At 59.2% G+C, this 18,193-nt stretch carries 21 protein-coding genes and 2 pseudogenes; 7 read left to right on the top strand and 16 right to left on the bottom strand.

Annotated features, from left to right (window positions below):
* The first annotated feature begins 38 nt into the window (after positions 1-38).
* Positions 39-272 (top strand): tripartite tricarboxylate transporter substrate-binding protein, encoded by a 234-nt coding sequence (locus RO009_23050; protein MDT3687914.1) that lies wholly within the window; start codon positions 39-41, stop codon positions 270-272.
* Between the two features lie 372 nt (positions 273-644).
* Here RO009_23050 and RO009_23045 read toward each other — a convergent pair whose 3' ends face one another.
* From RO009_23045 to RO009_22990, 12 genes and pseudogenes are all read right to left on the bottom strand, one after another.
* Entirely contained in the window at positions 645-1,109 is a 465-nt protein-coding gene (locus tag RO009_23045; GenBank protein MDT3687913.1) for a pyridoxamine 5'-phosphate oxidase family protein, read from the bottom strand.
* Between the two features lie 60 nt (positions 1,110-1,169).
* Positions 1,170-1,799 (bottom strand): annotated as a pseudogene (locus RO009_23040) (integrase core domain-containing protein).
* 370 nt (positions 1,800-2,169) lie between these two features.
* Positions 2,170-2,535 (bottom strand): hypothetical protein, encoded by a 366-nt coding sequence (locus RO009_23035; protein MDT3687912.1) that lies wholly within the window; start codon positions 2,533-2,535, stop codon positions 2,170-2,172.
* 92 nt (positions 2,536-2,627) lie between these two features.
* Positions 2,628-3,817 (bottom strand): IS3 family transposase gene (locus RO009_23030; GenBank protein MDT3687911.1). Its coding sequence is split into 2 segments (ribosomal slippage): positions 2,628-3,568 and positions 3,568-3,817, totalling 1,191 coding nucleotides; the frame shifts between segments, so codons are not numbered across the junction.
* Between the two features lie 144 nt (positions 3,818-3,961).
* Positions 3,962-5,404 carry an ATP-binding protein gene (locus RO009_23025; protein MDT3687910.1) on the bottom strand — a complete coding sequence of 481 codons (1,443 nt, stop codon included), beginning with the start codon at positions 5,402-5,404 and terminating at the stop codon, positions 3,962-3,964.
* A 141-nt stretch (positions 5,405-5,545) separates the two neighbouring features.
* A complete protein-coding gene (locus RO009_23020; GenBank protein ID MDT3687909.1) occupies positions 5,546-6,031 on the bottom strand; it encodes a hypothetical protein in 486 nt (161 codons plus the stop codon).
* Positions 6,028-6,219 (bottom strand): hypothetical protein, encoded by a 192-nt coding sequence (locus RO009_23015; protein MDT3687908.1) that lies wholly within the window; start codon positions 6,217-6,219, stop codon positions 6,028-6,030. Before RO009_23015 ends, RO009_23020 begins: the two co-directional genes overlap by 4 nt.
* Before the next feature lie 64 nt (positions 6,220-6,283).
* A complete protein-coding gene (locus tag RO009_23010; protein MDT3687907.1) occupies positions 6,284-6,637 on the bottom strand; it encodes a hypothetical protein in 354 nt (117 codons plus the stop codon).
* The gene (locus tag RO009_23005) at positions 6,637-6,951 is read right to left on the bottom strand and encodes a hypothetical protein (protein ID MDT3687906.1); all 315 of its coding nucleotides are present in this window, start codon (positions 6,949-6,951) and stop codon (positions 6,637-6,639) included. The genes RO009_23010 and RO009_23005 overlap by 1 nt, the downstream gene beginning before the upstream one ends.
* A 4-nt stretch (positions 6,952-6,955) precedes the next feature.
* On the bottom strand, positions 6,956-7,171 hold the full coding sequence (locus RO009_23000) for a hypothetical protein (GenBank protein ID MDT3687905.1): 216 nt from the start codon (positions 7,169-7,171) through the stop codon (positions 6,956-6,958).
* A 207-nt stretch (positions 7,172-7,378) separates the two neighbouring features.
* Positions 7,379-7,846: a hypothetical protein gene (locus tag RO009_22995; protein MDT3687904.1), complete on the bottom strand. Its 468-nt coding sequence runs from the start codon at positions 7,844-7,846 to the stop codon at positions 7,379-7,381.
* A 91-nt stretch (positions 7,847-7,937) separates the two neighbouring features.
* A complete protein-coding gene (locus RO009_22990) occupies positions 7,938-8,210 on the bottom strand; it encodes a hypothetical protein (GenBank protein MDT3687903.1) in 273 nt (90 codons plus the stop codon).
* 51 nt (positions 8,211-8,261) lie between these two features.
* Between RO009_22990 and RO009_22985 the strand changes: the two genes are divergently transcribed.
* The 6 genes and pseudogenes from RO009_22985 to RO009_22960 all read left to right on the top strand — a co-directional run bounded on the left by RO009_22985 (position 8,262) and on the right by RO009_22960 (position 12,991).
* Positions 8,262-8,501, top strand: a complete 240-nt coding sequence (locus RO009_22985; GenBank protein ID MDT3687902.1) for a hypothetical protein — start codon at positions 8,262-8,264, stop codon at positions 8,499-8,501.
* Between the two features lie 97 nt (positions 8,502-8,598).
* Positions 8,599-10,170: a VCBS domain-containing protein gene (locus tag RO009_22980; protein ID MDT3687901.1), complete on the top strand. Its 1,572-nt coding sequence runs from the start codon at positions 8,599-8,601 to the stop codon at positions 10,168-10,170.
* Positions 10,137-10,505, top strand: coding sequence for a type I secretion C-terminal target domain-containing protein (locus RO009_22975; GenBank protein MDT3687900.1), 369 nt, complete (start codon positions 10,137-10,139; stop codon positions 10,503-10,505). Before RO009_22980 ends, RO009_22975 begins: the two co-directional genes overlap by 34 nt.
* Before the next feature lie 140 nt (positions 10,506-10,645).
* Positions 10,646-11,112 (top strand): annotated as a pseudogene (locus RO009_22970) (IS3 family transposase).
* A gap of 113 nt (positions 11,113-11,225) precedes the next feature.
* Entirely contained in the window at positions 11,226-12,497 is a 1,272-nt protein-coding gene (locus tag RO009_22965) for a 3-isopropylmalate dehydratase large subunit (GenBank protein MDT3687899.1), read from the top strand.
* Positions 12,494-12,991: a 3-isopropylmalate dehydratase small subunit gene (locus RO009_22960; protein MDT3687898.1), complete on the top strand. Its 498-nt coding sequence runs from the start codon at positions 12,494-12,496 to the stop codon at positions 12,989-12,991. Before RO009_22965 ends, RO009_22960 begins: the two co-directional genes overlap by 4 nt.
* A gap of 6 nt (positions 12,992-12,997) precedes the next feature.
* On the opposite strand, the gene RO009_22955 is transcribed toward RO009_22960, so the two are convergent.
* From RO009_22955 to RO009_22940, 4 genes are read right to left on the bottom strand one after another with little or no spacing between them, the layout of a single operon-like run.
* A complete protein-coding gene (locus RO009_22955) occupies positions 12,998-13,615 on the bottom strand; it encodes a cysteine hydrolase (GenBank protein MDT3687897.1) in 618 nt (205 codons plus the stop codon).
* Positions 13,612-15,663 carry a hydantoinase/oxoprolinase family protein gene (locus RO009_22950; protein MDT3687896.1) on the bottom strand — a complete coding sequence of 684 codons (2,052 nt, stop codon included), beginning with the start codon at positions 15,661-15,663 and terminating at the stop codon, positions 13,612-13,614. Before RO009_22950 ends, RO009_22955 begins: the two co-directional genes overlap by 4 nt.
* Positions 15,660-17,345, bottom strand: a complete 1,686-nt coding sequence (locus RO009_22945) for a hydantoinase B/oxoprolinase family protein (GenBank protein ID MDT3687895.1) — start codon at positions 17,343-17,345, stop codon at positions 15,660-15,662. The genes RO009_22950 and RO009_22945 overlap by 4 nt, the downstream gene beginning before the upstream one ends.
* Positions 17,338-18,192, bottom strand: a complete 855-nt coding sequence (locus RO009_22940) for an oxaloacetate decarboxylase (GenBank protein ID MDT3687894.1) — start codon at positions 18,190-18,192, stop codon at positions 17,338-17,340. The genes RO009_22945 and RO009_22940 overlap by 8 nt, the downstream gene beginning before the upstream one ends.
* Position 18,193 lies beyond the last annotated feature (1 nt).

Here is an 18,193-nt window from a genome sequence, read left to right as displayed (position 1 = left end):
CCTCGTCCGCATTATCGTGGCGAGGAGTTGCAGAAGCGCTGGAATCGGCCTTTCGTGCGGGCGCCACCGGCAATATCGGCACGAGCATGGTGGCGCGCGCCGGGCCGGACGGTCACGCGCTGTTGATGACGTCGAACCCGTTCACCGCCAATATCAGCCTGCTTAAGTCCATTCCGTATGATCCGTTGAAGAGCTTCCTGCCGATCATCGAGGTCCGCGTGGCCGCGCTGGCGCTCGCAGACCGTGCTGTTGCGGCAGGAAGCTCGTCTTGATCGTTTCCAAGAGGCTGGTGGGAAGGGGCTTGTTCATCAAGCCCGTCCTATAATTAGAGCATTGAGTGCCAATTGCTCCTTCGCCCGGGATATCTCTCGCCCCACAACCAAGTAAGCATTCCTCCCATGGACAGTCCCGCGACCACCATGTCGTTGTATCGGTGTTATGCAGATATTTCATCACGTCAATCTGTCTTTGCCATTCACGACAAATCGCCTGAAAAAGATAGAGCTATTGACGATCATTGCGACGATTTCCAACCCATGTCGCCCCAGTCGGGAACCGGCAAGAGCCTTAATCGGTGACCCGGAGCGACCATCAAACTGAACTTGCTTGAGGAACAAGATAAATCGCGCCACGATAGCTATGCTCTATAGCTCCAGGATTTCCTTGTGGCCGAACCCCTTTGTGTTATCGATCAGAACAATACGGTTCGGGTCCAAACGATAAATGGCGCTTTTGGCATAAGCATCGTGCATCTTCTTCGGTCCCGAAAGTTTGAGAAAAGCATAACGCGCCTCGAGTAGCATCAGATACCGTGCGCGTTCATTCTGTTCCACTCTGCGCGCAGTTCCCCAAATTTGCAGTCCGCGAATTTGCGCAAAATCCGCATAATCTGGCGCGATGGTCGCAGCAACGCGAGGCTCTGTATGGACGTCGCGGGAATGTCGCGACGCGGGGTCGGAAATCCAGATTAATTCCAATCTATCGTAAGCGTAAAATAAGCTCGCGGCATGCGGGCCATTATGTCCAATGGTAGCGAGGGACATCACATGATGGGTGGCCAGAAACGCTTCGATCTGCTTACGCAACTCATCCAAAATTAGAACCGCCATTTCGCGAACGCCTTGATTGAATATCCTACTTTTTGCGTCTAATGACCTGCCACTGAACTTTCATCCAGCAGCGGTTAGAGTCTCAGCCGAAGTTTCGCCTGTCGGCGCGGTGTGAGCAACCGACCGGAGCGCGGAGCCATTAGCGAGCGCAGCGCGGAGGCCGGTTGCGGTGATCTGGACCGCGTAAGCGCGCGGCGTTTGATAGTCCAGCGTGAAGTGAGGCCGCGCTGTGTTGTAGTCGGCGACCCAATTCTCGATCGCCACCCCGAGCCTCAACGAGATCGAAGAAGAGGGTCTCGTTGAGCAGTTCGTCGCGCATGCGCCGTTGAAGGATTCGATCTAGCCGTTCTGCATCGGCCTCCCAGGCGCTATGTAGTACTATTCTATCCGATCTTCAGCCCAAGCCAGCACGGCATTGGACGTGAATTCGGCGCCATTATCGGAGACGATGACCCCGGGCTTGCCTCGCCTTTCGATAATCGACGTCAGCTCCCGCGCGACCCGCCGACCCGAGATCGAGGTATCCGGGATGGCGGCCAGGCACTCACGGGTGACGTCGTCCACCACGTTGAGGGTGCGGAAGCGCCGTCCATGGGCGAACTGGTCGTGCACGAAGGCCAATGACCATCGGGCATTCGCCTTGGCTTCGACCAAGATCGGACAGCGCTTTCCGACCGCGCGTCGGCGGGCGCTCGGGCCTTTGGCCTCCGTACGTCCTCGCAACATGCAACATGCAAAATGAAAAGACCGTCGAGGTACCGGCCTTTCGCTTATTGAGCCATTTGTGGGCGTTCGACGGCCTGAGGTAGGGGACCTACTTTGCTCCGATTAGGGGACGTACTTGTAGGGGACGTACTTTGCGCGTCCTGCAGCCAACCTTTGCTGTCATTTGCGGCCATAATTTTCACCGAACGGACAAACTATGCCCGTTAGCACAGAAGCTGTTGTTAAGGGCAGCGATCGCCCTGATTGCTTCACATGACAGTCAGCAAATTCGACAGCATGGGGTTTGTCCGATAACCCCGTTTATCGGACTGGGATTTGAGGACGTGTCGTGAGTTTAATTAGGATCGAATAGCCGCTTGCGCGCTGCGTACTCCTCGTCGGTCTCGCCAGGATCCCGCTGCAGCGCATAGTTGGCCGGTGAAAAGGGCGGCAACGGTATCTCATGTCGCGCGCACACTGCATCGATGCGCTCTGGGGTCATGTGAGTCCACCCTTTCACGTGATACTTGGTCACAGCCTCGCGCCAGGTCATGAACAGGGCCGGATCGGTGGACGACAGTGAAAGTGGCGCATCCTCTTTCGCGAGGCGAGCGATTTCACGCAACATCTCCCAGTCTCTCGCCACGAGGACCTCTGCCATGCGGCCCTTGATCAGCGCGTCCAGCGCTTCAGTGTACAGAGTGCGTGCAGTTCTCGTCATTAAGTCATCCAAGACGACAGTGCGTCACCCTAAGTTGTCTTATGCGACATTTGCGACATTATACGGAAATACGGTGACGTTGCCCCCAGGTTTTATCCAAGACTGAGTTCGCTTCTGGAACTTTGATTGCCCTGTGGGGCGGTGTGAGCGACGGGAGCTGGCGCGGAGCCATTGGCGGAGCGCAGCGCCAGATCCCGGCGCGGGTGGAAAATGGCGGCGAACTCGGACGGCGTTTTCCACCCGAGCTGGGAATGCGGGCGCGTGCCATTGTAATCCGCCCGCCAGCAAGCGAGGGCAATTCGGGTCTGCGCGAGCGACGTGAACAGCGTCTCGTTCAAAAGCTCATCCCTCAGGCGGCCATTAAAGCTCTCGATGAAGGCGTTCTGCATGGGCTTGCCCGGCGCGATATAGTGCCATTCGACCTGGGTTTGCTCCGCCCATGCGAGGATGGCGTTGCTGGTGAGTTCGCTGCCATTGTCACTGACGATCATCCCGGGCCTGCTGCGCTCGGTTATCAGCCGATCGAGTTCGCGCGCCACGCGGGCGCCCGAGAGCGAGCTATCCGCCACCAGCGCCAGGCATTCGCGCGTGCAGTCATCAACGACGGTGAGGATGCGGAAGCGGCGGCCGTCAGTCAGCTGATCAGACACGAAGTCCAGCGACCAACGCGCATTGGGCGCCACCGGGATCATCATCGGCGCCCTGGTCCCGATCGCCCGCTTGCGCCCGCCACGACGGCGGACAGCAAGCCTTTCCTCCCGGTAGAGCCGGAACAGCTTTTTGTGGTTCACCACGAAGCCCTCCCGCTTGAGCAGAACATGCAGGCGCCGATAGCCGAAGCGCCGGCGTTCCTGCGCGATCGCCCTCATGCGCGCGCGCAGACGGCCGTCATCGGGCCGCGTTGAAGCGTATCGAATGGTCATGCGGCAGGAGCCGATGGTTTTACACGCCCGCCGTTCGCTCATCCCGTAGGCCTCCCTGAGATGCGCGACAGCTGTCCGCTTGGCCGCGGGCGTCACCACTTCTTTCCCAGAAGATCCTTCAGGGCCACGTTGTCCAGCATGGCATCCGCCAGCAACCGCTTCAGGCGGCTGTTCTCGTCCTCCAGGCTCTTCAGCCGCTTGGCCTCCGACACGTCCATGCCGCCGAACCTGGCTTTCCATTTGTAAATGCTGGCATCGCTGACCCCGTGCTTGCGGCACAGATCCGCAACCGAGACGCCGGCCTCGTTCTCCTTCAATATCCCGATGATCTGTTCTTCCGAAAAACGGCTGCGCTTCATGCTCCGGTCCTCAGCTTGGCCCAGAGCGAACTTCAAACTGGATTAAGCCCACGGGGCAAGGTCAATACCAGAATTGCTACCGCGTGGACGCTATTCCTCAAGTCCTGTGATTGTAATCGCCTGACAATCAGCCGCCGCGAAGCCTCAAGGAGTTGGTACGGGCTCTTCTTCCAAATAAGGAAACGGAGCGCGCACCAACTCTTCCAATTCAATTAATTGAATGCTCCTGTCGATCTCAGCCGCCTGCTTGAGTTCCTCTGAAAATCCTTTACGGGCAAAGAAAACTAAGTGCCTTACCTGCGCATCTTTCGCGTATCCAGACAGTGCAATGTACTCGTCCAAATGCCTTCGTGTGGCTTCACCTATAAGGGCATTTTCCCATTTACATTCTCCGAAAACGGCCGACTGATCGAGCAGACGCCCTGCGATATCGATCTCAAAATCCCTTCCCCATATGCGACCAATCTCATGCGCGGGCACGCTGAAACGTTCCTGCGCATGATTACGCATATGGTCTCGCGCAATGGTTTCGAAGGACGCCCCCATATAGTCATTTATTCGCGGCAATATGTTTCGTTTCCAAACATCGGCACCGAAGCCACGAGTTAGTGCGCTAAGATTGGGTCGCACGAACCGATGCCAGAACCGGAAAAGGGGATCTTGAATCGAATAATGAAAATTCCGCGCTCGCTCGTCGGTATCTATTGAACGTGATCTCTCAATAATGCGCATCTGCAACAAACGGGCGAGATAAGGCGACACCTGAGTGGCATCTCTGAGTCCAGGCACACGTGTAACAATCTCAGCCTGCTTCGTTGCTCCATCAGCGATTGCGGCAATGACACTTGAATAACGCCGCGGTTCATTGAGTTCAGACCTAAGCAGGAATTCCGGTTCCTCCTGGAGAGGCGCTGATGGAGCGAGAAACAAGCGCTCTATATTCTCGGCAAGAGACTGCGTAGGAGCACAGAGACTGAGGTAATATGGAATACCGCCTAAAATTGAGTAGACGATAATCTGATCCGAAGGTTCCCAGGTCGGAACAAACTCCGCTGCTTCTCGCAGCAGCATCGGAAGAATTTCACGCGACAACGTCTTACGGCCATAAAGCGGATTGCGCTCAGCGAGAAGTTCTTCCATTTGCGAAATGAGAGATCCGCATAGAACAATTTTTAACGCACCTTTTTCAGCAGACTTCGAATCCCAGAATTTCTGCATGATTGACGGTAATGCTTGATTGCCATCAACGAGGTAGGGAAATTCATCAAAGGTAACAATTAGACCCCTTTTTTCTTCGGCCTGCTTGGCAAGATAATGCAGCACGCCGAGCCAGTCGGAAATTCCGTCGAGAACTGGATCGCCGCCGAGCACTCGAGAGACTTCGGCCTTGAAGGCGGCAAGGTTGAGCGAATCTTCAACAAGAGTTGCCTGGAAATAGATTGCCGGTCGGCCAGTCGAGGCTTCTTGGATAAGAGTCGACTTACCGACACGACGTCGTCCGTACAAAACAACCAACGATGCTCGAGGCGTATCAAACTCCCCTCGCAGGACGGCCAGATCTTGGCTACGACCAATAAATTCAAACACAGAAGTTTTCCTTATAATCACGATTATAATAATCTGGATTATAAGTATTTTCAATAGATCTAAGATACAACCTAAGATTGCAAAAATCTACTCCAGACTATTGTGTCATTTGACACAGACTTATGGCTCAAAGATCCAGACTTATCCGTCACCCGACAAATCAACGTCCTCGTCTTCTTCCTCGTCCTCGAGGAACGGCCTCGGCGCGAACGGCGCCGGCTCGGCCGCCCGTGGCATCAATTGCGCCAACTCCTCCAATTCCTGCGCCGACGGACGCACACATTCCGCCGGCTGGTAGCGAGCCGGAAGCTCGCCGGTCCGAACGAACGCGTAATAGCCGGCCATTCTGTGTTGCGCTTCCTCTATGCCAAATTTTTCGAGTTCTCCGGTCCCGAATGTGATGCCTGCGTAGTACCGCCAGTTACCCTTGGGGTTTTCCTTCGTCACACCGGTCGATTCGCAAACCTCGTACACAAATACCGGGTTTTCATCCAATTCGAAGGTCGCGACGTCGCCTGCCCAGCTTGCCTGCAAAAACTGACGCTGGAATATATAGCGACGGTCCGGCCCAACGATCTGCGCGACCCATGGCTTTATGTCACCCACCTTCCGCAACTGTAGTCTCATCTGGATCTCCTGAGGTCTGCCGCCAGTGCGGCGCGGATGTTGTCGATATACGTGCGTGTCCTGTCGAGCCGGTCCAACTCTTGTTCCAGCGCTGCGATCAACGCCGCCGTTAAATCGTCTGTCATCTCTCTATCGCCGGCCGCGATACGCGACAGTAAGGTCTGCGAGCAGCCGAGCGCGCGCGACATCGGTGATTGCCACCTCTCGCCGTACAGCGCGCGGCCGGCTGCCTCGAGATGTTGAACGCGGCGCCTATTGGTCATTGTGTCGCTCCCACGGGAATCTCTCGCGTTCCATCAACCAGAATTCGATCGATGCTGAACGGCCACCCTCGAGCGGCGTGTCGCCATATCGCGTGCGCTCACACGCGGTCATCTCGATAATCCGTTGAGCGTTCTGGCGCTTTGTCCGCTGCAAATTGGTGGTCACGCGCAGATCCTTGACCATGCCGCGGTGGCCGACCAGATACTTGACTGCGCGCGCGATGAAGACAGCCTGCGCGTCGTCGATCGAGTTGACGACACGGCCATGTCGGATGGCGCCGCGCGGGATTTCGTGCGAGGTCCATGTTGATGCGTTGCAGGTGTAGACGGTTGTGCGGGCCATCACGCAGCCTCTACGCAGAGGTGGCCCCTGGCGGCGTCGAGTCTTTCGGAAATTGATTTAACAAGAGACCGCGCGACGTATCGCTTTCCAGTTCCAGAATAGTCGGCAAGCTGCTCTCGTACATAGTGTTCGTATGTCATGTAAACTGCCGGACTGCTGCTTTTTAGAATGTCTGCGAGCCTCTCCAGGCCGAGCGTAATTTCGGCACGCGCGCTTCGCTCATTTTCATCCAGAGCTGCAACACGATTAAGCAGCGCAATCGACCGGCCGATTTCGAGCTCAGCGGAGATTGCCGCCTTTTTGTCAATCGTCATGTGGTTATCTCCGGTCTTTCAGTTCAACAATTTCGCCGGATTCCAGGCGTACTCCGAAGGTGACGTCACCGAAGCGGTATCTGTTGTTGTTACCCTGAAGTCCGTAGCCAAAATCCGGAACTATGCGGACATCAAACCAGCCGCCAGGCGGCGCCTGATAAGCATATTTGCTGCTGCGCTTGATGCGCGCGACAAGTTGCTGGCTGTTCATGTTGGCCATCATTAAACCTCCTGTTTGATGTAATAGAGATTATGACATCATTTACGAAGATGCAAGCGCTCAAACTGAGTCAGGTTGTCGCAGAAATGATGGCAAGCATTTCCCCTCATGTTTTCACTCGCCATGTGAGGGGAAATGCGAGTGACAATGCTAAAAACATGAGGCGACAACATCTCTTGGCAGAAAATTACTGATTTTGGCAGAAAACTACTGATTCACAATAACAGCAGACAGTTGAGCGGATTCCTGTTCGCGCTTCTCGCGCTGCTTGGCGCGCTTGCCCTTGTAGATCTGCGCGAACGGATCGACGCCGAGTTTGCGTGCACGTGCAAGCTTGGTAGCCCAGCGCTCTTCGCCGTAGCGATGCCGGTAGACCATCTCTCTGATCTGCTCGATGTCGGCCAGGCACGGATCCGCGGCGATCGCGTCGGCCGCGCGATGGTCAAGCCAGGCCATCCAAGCCGCCAGCATCGCTCGCTTGCGCTGCAGCTGCGGATCCAGCGCGTAAAAGTCAGCCGTCACGTCGTTCGGCTCAGCGCCCTCAAGGTGGTCGAGGATCAGTTTGGACTCTAGCTCGCTGATACCGAGGTCTCGTTGGCCGTAGCTTGCAAATGCGCGCCGGAATCCGTGCGGGCCGACGTCGACGCCCGGCACCGCGTCCAGGAGCTGGTTCACCTGCGAAGGGTTCGCGTGCTCCTGCTTCGGCTGGCTGCCGCGCGGTGTCCGCCCGATCGGAAAGAGCCATTGGAAATCGTCATTGAGCCGGTCAAGCGCGGAACGCGTCCGCGCCCCAGCCACTGAGCGGCAAGACGTGCGGTCGTTTTGACCGCCGCTTGTTTGCGGTCTTGCGAAAAAACGGCGGTATCGACCAGATCACGTCATCGCCGACCGCCTCGAAATTCTGCAAATGCGCGCCCGCGATCGTGCGGCGCCGCTGCACTGAGGCGGCCAGCAGCAAAAGCAGCTGTGAATTTGTCTCACCGAGTACGCCGCTGCGCGCGATCACGATGACGCGGCCCAGATCAAGTTCGGTTGGCACGTCGACTTCGTCTTCGGCGTCCGAGTTCGGTCGCCGACCTCCTGGTGGACATTGTCCGGCAGCTTCAGGCGCGAGGAGGAGCGCAGGCACACCGGTGTCATCGCTGCGGGCGTCGTCGCCCAGGAACGTCCAGAAGCTGCCGAAAATGCGCTTGACGTGCGCGGCTTGCGATTCCGAACGCGCGTGGATCTTGGCGATGACCGACGCGACTTCCTGCCGCCTGATCTGCGCGACAAGCCGTTGAAGGCCGCAAGCTCCGGCACGCCAGGCTTGTCCACGACCCTGCTGTAATCATCGGAGGTCGCCGGCCGCTTGGTTTTGAAAATGTGGTCGAGCCTGTCGTGAGCCCGATAGCTATGATGAATCGATCTCGCTGCTCGCGTCAGCATTGCAGGTCGAGGTCACCTATACCGATGGCGACACCACTTCGGCGTCGCTCGATATCGGCGGCCAGGTCAGGTTCGAGGACGACGGTCATATTTCTGTCGGCGATCTCGACACGATCGGGCTGAGCGGAATCGTCACGATTGTCGACAGTTTCGGCCAACTCAATCAAAATCAATATTTTCAGGTTGGCAACTTCAATATCAACAATAGCCACGGCGCGACCGACGGCAGCAGTGTTGGCGAGTTGATGACGGGTAACAGTTCCGCGAGCGCGCGAGCTGAGATCAACCCAGATCCTCCGCACAACGACTTTGCTTACTCAGATACGAGCCCCTTCGCCGCCTTCTTCTCCGAAGGTGGAGTTCTGCTGAGCGATATCCTGGACGACTTCGTGCTGTCGGACGGAACAAAGATTGACACAGCCGCCGAGCTCAACGAGATCATGCAGGGTTCCGCATTCGAATCCCTTCCGAAGCAGGTTTCGGCTGGCGGGACGCTGTCCTTTGACTGGTCGTTCCGCACCAAGGAAGGGACAGGCAACGATTCGGACGTCAACAACGACTTTTCGTTCTGGACTCTCTATCGCGTGGATGGCGGAACCATCAATGCGAATGGCACGCTGAGTGGAGGAACCTACACTTACATCGACGCGGGCCTCATTTTCGACGTCAACGCTCTTTACAGCAACAATCTGGATGGATCGGGAGGATACCTGCGCGTCGACCTCGACGGCCAAGGGGATGTGGATAATGCCGACACGAATGGTCAAAGTGCGCTGACGTCGTGGGAGTTCGGCTTGCCGTATTCGCCGACCGGTCTCGTCTGGGTCAACACGGTCCTCGACGACAAGACATTGCAGTCGGCAAATCCGGGTGACGCGCAATTGCAAGGGTTCACGGTTCATGGTGACGTCGATCCCGAGGACACATACTTCCAGATTACCGTCCCGACCGACGGCACCTATGTGCTTAGCTTCGGCGTTGTCGACTGGGGGGCCGGCGACAGCGACGTCTCGCAACTCAACATCGATCGTATACGAACCACTTCGGTGATCGATCTCGATTCCACCGGCAATGTCATTCTCGGAACAACGGATGAAGGATCGAGCGGCGGCGTCGACACCGTGAGCGTGGACGGAAGCCGTGCGTCGATGATTGCCTTCGATCGCGATCATGACGGCGTGATCGAGGATGTACCGGGGCCAAGCGACGAGGTCCTGGATATTCCGGTTGGTGGCTCGCAGGTTTTTGCAGCGCGCTACGGCACCTTTACCATCGAATCCGATGGTGACTATCTCTACGATGGCGATCCGTCGACAAGCACCAATCTTGAAACAGACTTTCCTGGTGCCACCGTCTACGACGAGGTTTTCCAGTACACGGTGGTCGACGGTGATGGCGACACGTCCACAGCCCTGCTGACGGTGCGCATCGACGCGACCGGAGACCGGTCGCAGGCTGACAACTATGTCGGAAGCTTGTTCGACGACCTCTTCAATGCGGGAGGCGACGATGACATTCTGGCCGGGGCGGAAACGATATCCTCTTCGGCGGCCTCGGGAATGACAGTCTGACAGGCGGCGGCGGCGCGGATACCTTCGGCTTTGGCGCCGGCGAGTATGGGACAGCCAACGTCGATGCCATCGTCGCCTTTAGCGACGCTGATGGCGACAAGCTGGATCTCACCGGACTGCTCGATGCGCTGTACGGCGGGACTCAGACCGGCGCCGCGGTGCAGCTGACACCGACCGGTGTCAGCGACATAACGGTGCAGGTCGATATCGACCCCGGTGCGGGCACGGACTGGCAAAATGTTGCAGTCCTGTCCGGCTACAACACGGGTGGCTCTGATTCTGTCGACATCGTGCTCAACAACATGACCAACCAGACTCAGACCTACGCGGCCTGACCTGGCAAAAAAAGCGATCACCGTGAAGGGAAGCTATGCGGGATTTTAGGTGACGAGGTGATCAGGCGGCGCGGTTTTCCGGCACGTGGATGACCTCGATGCCCTCAGCAAATCTGACACCTGCGATCACCCTCGGCAGCCGCAAGGCCGGGATCAGCGAGGCGACCTTCTAGCCTTGGCGGATGAAGTACGGCGGGCTGCCATCCGAAATGAAGCGTCTGCGACAGCTCGAGCGGCAAGCTGAAGAAGCTTGTTGCCGAGCTGTCGCTTGACAAAGCGATGCTGCAGGACGTCATCCGCCGAAAAATATGAAGCCTGCTCGGAAGCGGCAGATGGTTGATCACGCACGGGCAGTTTGGCAGGTGAGCATTCGTCGGGCTTGCCGTGCCTTTTCTGTGGATCGCTCGACCTATCATTACCGCTCCCGGCGGCCGAGCAGACGGCGCTCAGGACCACGATCAAAGAGATCGCGGAGACGTGGGTGCGCTACGCATTCTCTTGCCTTTGCAGCGGCGGCAGGGCTGGCCAGTGAATGCGATGCGCGTTTGTCGGCTGCACCGCGAAATGGGCCGCAATCACGTAAAAAAAAACGCCAAAGCGACGCGTAGGCCAAGCTCAGATCGGATCGCATGACGCAGATTTTCAGATTAGCTGTATTGGTATAATAATAGATCAACTTGAGCGGCTCGAATTGCGCCTCCGAGGAATAGACGTATGTGCATGACGCTGGCTGAAAAGATCATCGCAAAGGCGGCCGGGCGGGATCGCGTCTCGCCGGGCGAGATCGTGACCTGCGCGGTGGACCTCGCGATGATTCACGATTCCGGCGGTCCCCGCCGGGTAAAGCCGATCCTCGATCGACTCGGCGTCGGTGTGTGGGATCCGGACAGGGTTGTCCTTATTACCGACCATTATGTGCCGGCCACGGATGACGAGAGCCGGCACATTCAGGATGTCACGCGCGAGTTCGTCGCAGCCCAAGGCATATCGCGCTTCTACGACGCGCAAGGTATCTGTCATGTCGTGCTGCCGGAGCGCGGCCACCTCAGGCCCGGAATGCTGGTTGTCGGTGGCGACAGCCACTCACCGACAGGCGGCGCGTTCGGTGCATATATGTTCGGGGTGGGCGCCACCGAAATGGCAGGTGTGCTTGCGACTGGCGAAATCTGGCTGAAGGTGCCGGAAACGATCCGCATCGAATGGACCGGACGGCTTGGCCGCGGTCTTTCGGCAAAGGACATGATGCTCTTCTTGTGTGCGCGGCTTGGTATGGATGGTGGCCGCTATCAGGCCATCGAATATGCCGGTGAGGCTGTTCGCGCCCTGCCGATCCAGGAGCGCATGACGCTGTCCAATATGGCCGCCGAACTCGGCGGCCAGGCCGGCTTGATCGAGGCCGACGAGGTCACTGCGGCCTATCTGCGCAAAGTCGGGGCTCGTTTTGACGACGCGGTTGCGTGGCGCAGCGACAGCGACGCGCGTCCCGCGGAGCACCACATATTTGATGCGAGCACGCTGGATCCGCAGGTTGCCGCCCCGCACAGCCCGGCAAACGCAGCACCGGTACGCGACCACGTCGGCGTTAAGATCGACGTCGCTTACGTCGGCGCCTGCACTGGCGCTAAACTTGAAGATCTGCGTATGGCGGCGGACATTTTGCGCGGGCGCAAGATCGCCAAGGGGGTCGAGCTTCTAGTGGCGCCGGCGTCATTCCGTGATCAAGAAGCTGCCCGGGAGGAAGGCACGCTCGGCGCAATACTTGACGCAGGTGCACGTCTGCTTCCCAATGCATGCGGCATCTGCGCGGGCTATGGCGACGCGCGCTTTGGTGAAAATGTCACCGCTATTTCGTCCACTGCGCGCAACTTCAAGGGTCGCATGGGGGCGGCCACCTCGAAGGTCTATCTGGGTTCGCCCTACACGACGGCTGCCTCAGCTATCGAAGGGCGCATCACCGATCCGCGGTCCTATCTGGATGGAGGCCGGGCGTGAGCGGTCGCGTGTTTGTCTTCGGCGACAATATCGATACGGATGCGCTTGCTCCCGGCCGCTACATGAAAGCGCCGATCGAGGAATTGGCGCAGCATTGCCTTGAGGCAGTGGATCCTGGTTTCGCAAGTGCGGTTCGACCTGGCGACGTTGTGGTCGCCGGGCGGAATTTCGGACTCGGCTCTTCCCGTGAACAGGCGGCGCAGGCGCTGAAGGTTCTGGGTGTGTCGGCCGTCATTGCGAAGTCCTTTGGGGGCATTTTCCTGCGCAATGCGCTCAATCTCGGCCTTCCGGTCATGGTTTGTCCGGAAATAGACGATATCCATCCCAACGATCGCGTCACGGTCGATCTCGCCAGGGGCGAAATCACTAACGAGAGCCGTGGAGTCGTTCTGTCGGGAGAAGCCTTGCCCGGATTTCTGCTGGAGATGCTCGCAGACGGCGGGCTCGTGCCCCACCTCGAGAAGAAACTGGCTTCGAAGCGAAAAACCGGATGAGGCCGCTTACCGTCGTTGAGCCGCCAGTGCTGCAGCAAATTCGGCGCAGGTCATGACCTCCGCCACGGAGCGCAACGCGGCGATATTCGTCCTGTGAACATCCTCGGAGAAGGCTGCACAACCATCTTCCAGAAGAATTGCCGAGAAATCGCGCACATGCGCGTCGCGCAGCGTTGAAGCGACGCCGCCATTTGTCACGATGCCGCAGAACACAAGCGTTTCCAACCCGGCCTTGCGCAACACCCATTCCAGCCGGCTCATGTAGAAGGCCGAATAAGCAACCTTGTCGACCGAAAGATCGGCCGGCTGAAGCTCGTCTACGAGAGCGTGCCCAAAACCTCCGGGTGCGAAGTCCCCCTTCCTGAGAAATGGCCGCAATGCTTTGAGGTGAGGGGAGATGAAAGGCTCGCCACCCTTGCCCGGCACCAGCGTGAAATGAGTTGAGACGATCCATCCACCCGCGGCACGCAGCAGGTCGGCCACCGGCTTTACGCGCCCGGGCAATGCGGCAATCGCGGGCGACGTCGCTCCGCCCCGCGCATAGGCCCCTCTCGGGTGCAGGAAATCATTCTGCAGGTCGACGAGGATCAAGCCGATCGTTTCGGGTCGGGAGAGATCGATCATGTAGATTTCCGCTCGATGATGATATTGCCGAATGGGTCGACGCGGGCCTGCAGGTCCGGTTCCACGAATATTGTCGTGTCCTGCTGTTCCAGTATCGCAGGCCCGGAAATTACGGCGCCGACCGGCAATCCATGCCGCGTATAGACCGTCGCCTCATGCCAGCCGCCGTCGGCATAGACCGGCCGAATACCCTCTTTCGAGCGGTCCACGGTGCCGCCGGAGGGAGCCAGCGCCGCAAGATCGAGTTTGGGGCGGCGGCCGATCAGCGCGACATGCAGGTTCAGCATACGGATGGGAATTCCGCCAAGCAAACGGCCATAGACCTCGCGATACTTCAGTTCGAATGCCTTGCGTATCGCTATGACATCAAGCGCGCGGCCCTTCGTCCATTCGATTGGAACGGCCACCGTATGTGTCTGACCGAGATAGAGCATGTCGCAGGTGATATGCGTGTCGCGACCGGTGAAGGCGCCAGCTGACCGGTCGAGCAGCCGTTCGCCGTCATCGACCATCCGCGCGATCTCCGCATTGAACGCGGTGAGATCGATCTCTTCCAGCGCGCGGTTGACCGTCTGCACGAAATCATGCCGCATATCTGCAATGACGCAACCGAGTGCGGATGTTACGCCGGGAAAGGGTGGCACGAGCGCCGCCTTGAGCCCCACTTCCTTAACGAGCGCGCCGGCATGCAAAGCGCCGCCGCCGCCGAAAGGCATCAAGGCAAAATCGCGCGGGTTGTGACCGCGCTCAATCGAAACGAGGCGGATGGCGCCAGCCATGCGGCTGTTGGCGACACGAACGATGGCCTCGGCGGCCGCCACCGGATCGAGTCCGAGCGGGTCGCCGACGCGTTTCGCGATGGCCACCCTGGCGGCTTCGACATCAAGGCGGGCTAGCGCGCCGCCAATCGGACGCTCCGCATTGATGCGGCCGAGCACGACATTGGCATCTGTCAGTGTCGGGCGCTCATTGCCCTGGCCGTAGCAGACCGGGCCGGGAACGGCGCCGGCCGATTCTGGCCCGACCTGCAGTAGTCCACCGCGATCAACGGAAGCAATCGAACCGCCGCCCGCGCCGATGGTCGTGATCTCGATCATCGGCGTCCGTACGACGAGCCCGAAATCGATCGCCGTCTGTGCGGCGAGCGCCGTGTGCCCGTCTGCAATCAGCGACACGTCGAAGCTCGTGCCGCCGACATCGCCGGTGACGACATTCGGGAAACCCGCCGTTTCCGCAATATGTGCGGCGGCGATTACGCCGGCCGCAGGGCCGGAGAGCGCGGTACGAACGGGACGCGCCTTGGCGGTTTCGATCGTCATCACGCCGCCATTCGATTGCACGATCAGCAATTGGCCGGCAAAGCCCTGGGCGCCAAGGTCGGCCTCGAGGCGGTCGAAATAATCAGCCACGACCGGCTGCAGATAGGCGTTGAGTACTGTGGTCGAAGTCCGCTCGAATTCGCGGATTTCGGGCAGAATCTCGCTCGACACATTTATATAGGCGTTTGGCCACACGCTCTTGAGCGTCTGTGCGGCGATGCGTTCGTTCTGTCCGTTCGCATAGGAATTGATGAAGGTCACAGCCACAGCCTGCGCGCCGAGCTTGAGCAGTTCGCGAGCGCGTGCCTTAACCTCTTCGGGGTCGACTTCCGCGTGAACGGTGCCATCGGCAAGCACGCGCTCGCGCACCTCGACGCGCCGCTCGCGTGGAACGACCGGTTCGAATTGTCCCCACAGGCCCCAGGTTTGCGGACGATCGCGCCGTCGCATCTCCAGCACGTCGCGAAAACCTTCGGTCGCGATCACACCGGCCTTGCCGCCCTTGCGCTCCAGCAATGCGTTGGTGCCGACGGTGGTGCCATGAACCACGGTCGCAACCTTGGCAAGGTTCTCCGTGCCTTGGCGAATACCGTTCAGGAAGCCGACCGCCTCGCGTCCACGCGTGGACGGCACCTTGCCGATCCAGGTGCGTCCACTTGCTTCGTCGAGAAAGAAGAGATCAGTGAAAGTGCCGCCGACATCGACACCGATAACAACACGTCCGCTCATGCCGCGCCTTTCAAACCATACACTTTCTTCGCTGCAGCGTCCGAGACGTAACCGTTTTCGATGTCACGCAAGACGGCGGTGGCCGCGCGCTCGGTCACGGGTCCGTAACCGCCGCCACCCGGTGTTTCCAGCCGCACGCGGTCACCCTTGGCGAGTTTGATGCCGACCCACTTCGAAGCCATTGGGGGCCGTTCCTCCTGTCCGTCGTTGCGCAACACGGCGAAGCGGTTGAGTGCACCCGCGCCGCCGCCGAGTACGCCGGGCGGGGCGAACCGGCCACGCTCGCCGAACAGGAAGACATCGGCCTGCTGTTCAAGGAGTTCGATTTCGTAGATTGCGCCGAGCCCGCCGCGGCTGCGGCCGGGGCCGCCGCTGTCGGGCCGCAGCGCCCAACGGGTGAACATCACCGGATACGCAGCTTCGAGGATTTCGACCGGCGGAATCGTTGCGGTCGAGATTGGCGCGTTGCCGTGGTTGAGGCCGTCCCCCTCAGGATGGCCGCCATGTCCGCCACCGAAGAAGGAGAACATCACCCAGCGCCGCCCCTCCTTGCGGTATCCGGCGAGCGAGAGCGCATTGATGGTGCCGTAGGCGCAACCGTTGACCCGACCGGGACAGGCCTGCGCGAGCGCGACGAACACCGTGTCAATCATGCGCAGGATTGTTTCGGTATAACCGCCGACGGGTTTTGGCGCCGTCGCCGCGAGCAGCGTTCCGTCCGGGATTACGAAGTTGATCGGATCAAGCACGCCCGCATTCGCCGGCACATCGCGGAAGATATGCTTCAACGCGACATAGCAGGCGGCAATCGTTGTCGAACGCGCGATATTGAGCGGCCCCGCGCAGGCCGGCGAGCAGCGCGAAAAATCGAACGTCATCCTGTCGCCCTCGATCCTGAGATCAAGCGCGATCTTCAGCGGTTCGTCCTTGATGCCGTCGTTGTCGAGGAAATCGTCGGCCGAATAGGTGCCGTCCTTCAATTCTGCGATATTGGCGCACATCAATTGACCGGCTCGCATCCGTAATTGTGTGAGCGCGGCCCCAATCGTGTCGTTGCCATACTCATCGAGCAGCGCGGTAAGGCGGCGTACGCCCAGGTCAAGCGCATTGATCTGGCCGTTCAGGTCGCCATAGGCGCTGTTCGGCAGGCGCGAATTGGCAGTGACGATGTCGACGACATCGGAACGCATCTCGCCTTTTGCGAACAGTTTCACCGGCGGGATTAACATGCCTTCCTGAAAGCACTCGGTTGCGATTGGGTTGTAATTGCCGGGCACGTTGCCGCCGACATCGTGCCAATGCCCGACCGAAGCGAGCCAGCAGAAGACACGGCCCTTGCGGAAGAACGGCCGCACCAGTTTGAAGTCGGAGAGATGCGTGCCGCCCTCGTAAGGGTCGTTGAAGAGATAGACGTCGCCGTCCGCGAGGTCGCCCTGCCTTTTTGATTTTTCGATCACGGCGCGCACCGCGAAGGCCATGGCGCCAACGAAGATCGGCAGCCCCGCCTTGCCCTGCACCAGGGTGTCGCCGGTCTCGGCATGATAGAGCCCGTGGCTCGCGTCGCGCGCTTCGGCGATGATCGGATTGAACGCGGAACGGAACAGCGTCGCATCCATCTCATCGGCGATCTGCTCGAGCCGTCCTTTCAGAACCGCAAGCGTGACAGGATCAAGATCAGTCATAGCATCGCCCAAGCTCCAGCATGTTGTTCGTCCCCACGATGTCGTTAATGCCCTTGAAATCAAGCATTCGGTCACGGAAGGGCGCGGTCGTCCCGTGTGTCTTCAGGCTCGCAAAATAGTCGCCGAGCGCACGCGCAAGCGCCCGCACGGTGCCGCCTGGAAAGATCGCGATGGAGAAGCCGAGGGTCTCGAGTTTGCTGGCATCGGTGAGTGGCGTCTCGCCGCCTTCCACCATATTGGCGAGCAGAGGGGTGCGCCCGCGAAAGCGCGTCCCGATCGCGGCGAGTTCTGCGGCCGATCGTGGTGCCTCGATGAAGAGCACATCGGCGCCGGCTTCCACATAAGCCTCGGCGCGATCAAGCGCGGCGTTGAAGCCCTCGACTGCGATTGCGTCGGTGCGCGCGACAAGCAGCACGTCTTTGCTCGGCCGGGCATCAAGTGCGGCCTTGATCTTGCCGACCATCTCGGAGGGGCCGATGAGCTGCTTATCGGCAAGATGCCCGCACCGTTTTGGCGTCATTTGGTCTTCAAGTTGCAGTGCGGAGGCGCCCGCGCGCGCAAGCAATGTCACGGTGCGCCGTACATTGAGTGCGTTTCCGAAACCGGTATCCATGTCGACGATGAGGGGAATCCCGACCCGCTCGCGGATCGCGGCGACAGTGTCCGCAACTTCACTGAATGAGACGAGCCCGATATCCGGTCGGCCGAAGCGTGTATAGGCGATGGACGCGCCTGACACATAAGCTACCTCGAAGCCCGCGCGCTCGATCAGCAGCGCGGACAGCGCGTCGTAGCATCCGGGGGCGACGATAAGGGGAGGTTGCCGCAGACGTTCGGATAAGATCATC

The sequence above is a fragment of the Pseudorhodoplanes sp. genome (assembly GCA_032027085.1).
Classification (GTDB): Bacteria; Pseudomonadota; Alphaproteobacteria; order Rhizobiales; family Xanthobacteraceae; genus Pseudorhodoplanes.
This window is presented reverse-complemented; position numbering and strand designations above follow the sequence as displayed.

Bases quoted from the DNA above. Each gene is read 5' to 3' on its own strand.
- RO009_22945 (MDT3687895.1), bottom strand. From the start codon at position 17,345: ATGACTGATCTTGATCCTGTCACGCTTGCGGTTCTGAAAGGACGGCTC.
- RO009_23035 (MDT3687912.1), bottom strand. From the start codon at position 2,535: ATGACGAGAACTGCACGCACTCTGTACACTGAAGCGCTGGACGCGCTG.
- RO009_23005 (MDT3687906.1), bottom strand. From the start codon at position 6,951: ATGACGATTGACAAAAAGGCGGCAATCTCCGCTGAGCTCGAAATCGGC.
- RO009_22940 (MDT3687894.1), bottom strand. From the start codon at position 18,192: ATGATCTTATCCGAACGTCTGCGGCAACCTCCCCTTATCGTCGCCCCC.
- RO009_23015 (MDT3687908.1), bottom strand. From the start codon at position 6,219: ATGTCGCGCGCGCTCGGCTGCTCGCAGACCTTACTGTCGCGTATCGCG.
- RO009_22955 (MDT3687897.1), bottom strand. From the start codon at position 13,615: ATGATCGATCTCTCCCGACCCGAAACGATCGGCTTGATCCTCGTCGAC.
- RO009_22965 (MDT3687899.1), top strand. From the start codon at position 11,226: ATGACGCTGGCTGAAAAGATCATCGCAAAGGCGGCCGGGCGGGATCGC.
- RO009_23020 (MDT3687909.1), bottom strand. From the start codon at position 6,031: ATGAGACTACAGTTGCGGAAGGTGGGTGACATAAAGCCATGGGTCGCG.
- RO009_22950 (MDT3687896.1), bottom strand. From the start codon at position 15,663: ATGAGCGGACGTGTTGTTATCGGTGTCGATGTCGGCGGCACTTTCACT.
- RO009_23000 (MDT3687905.1), bottom strand. From the start codon at position 7,171: ATGGCCAACATGAACAGCCAGCAACTTGTCGCGCGCATCAAGCGCAGC.
- RO009_23010 (MDT3687907.1), bottom strand. From the start codon at position 6,637: ATGGCCCGCACAACCGTCTACACCTGCAACGCATCAACATGGACCTCG.
- RO009_23045 (MDT3687913.1), bottom strand. From the start codon at position 1,109: ATGGCGGTTCTAATTTTGGATGAGTTGCGTAAGCAGATCGAAGCGTTT.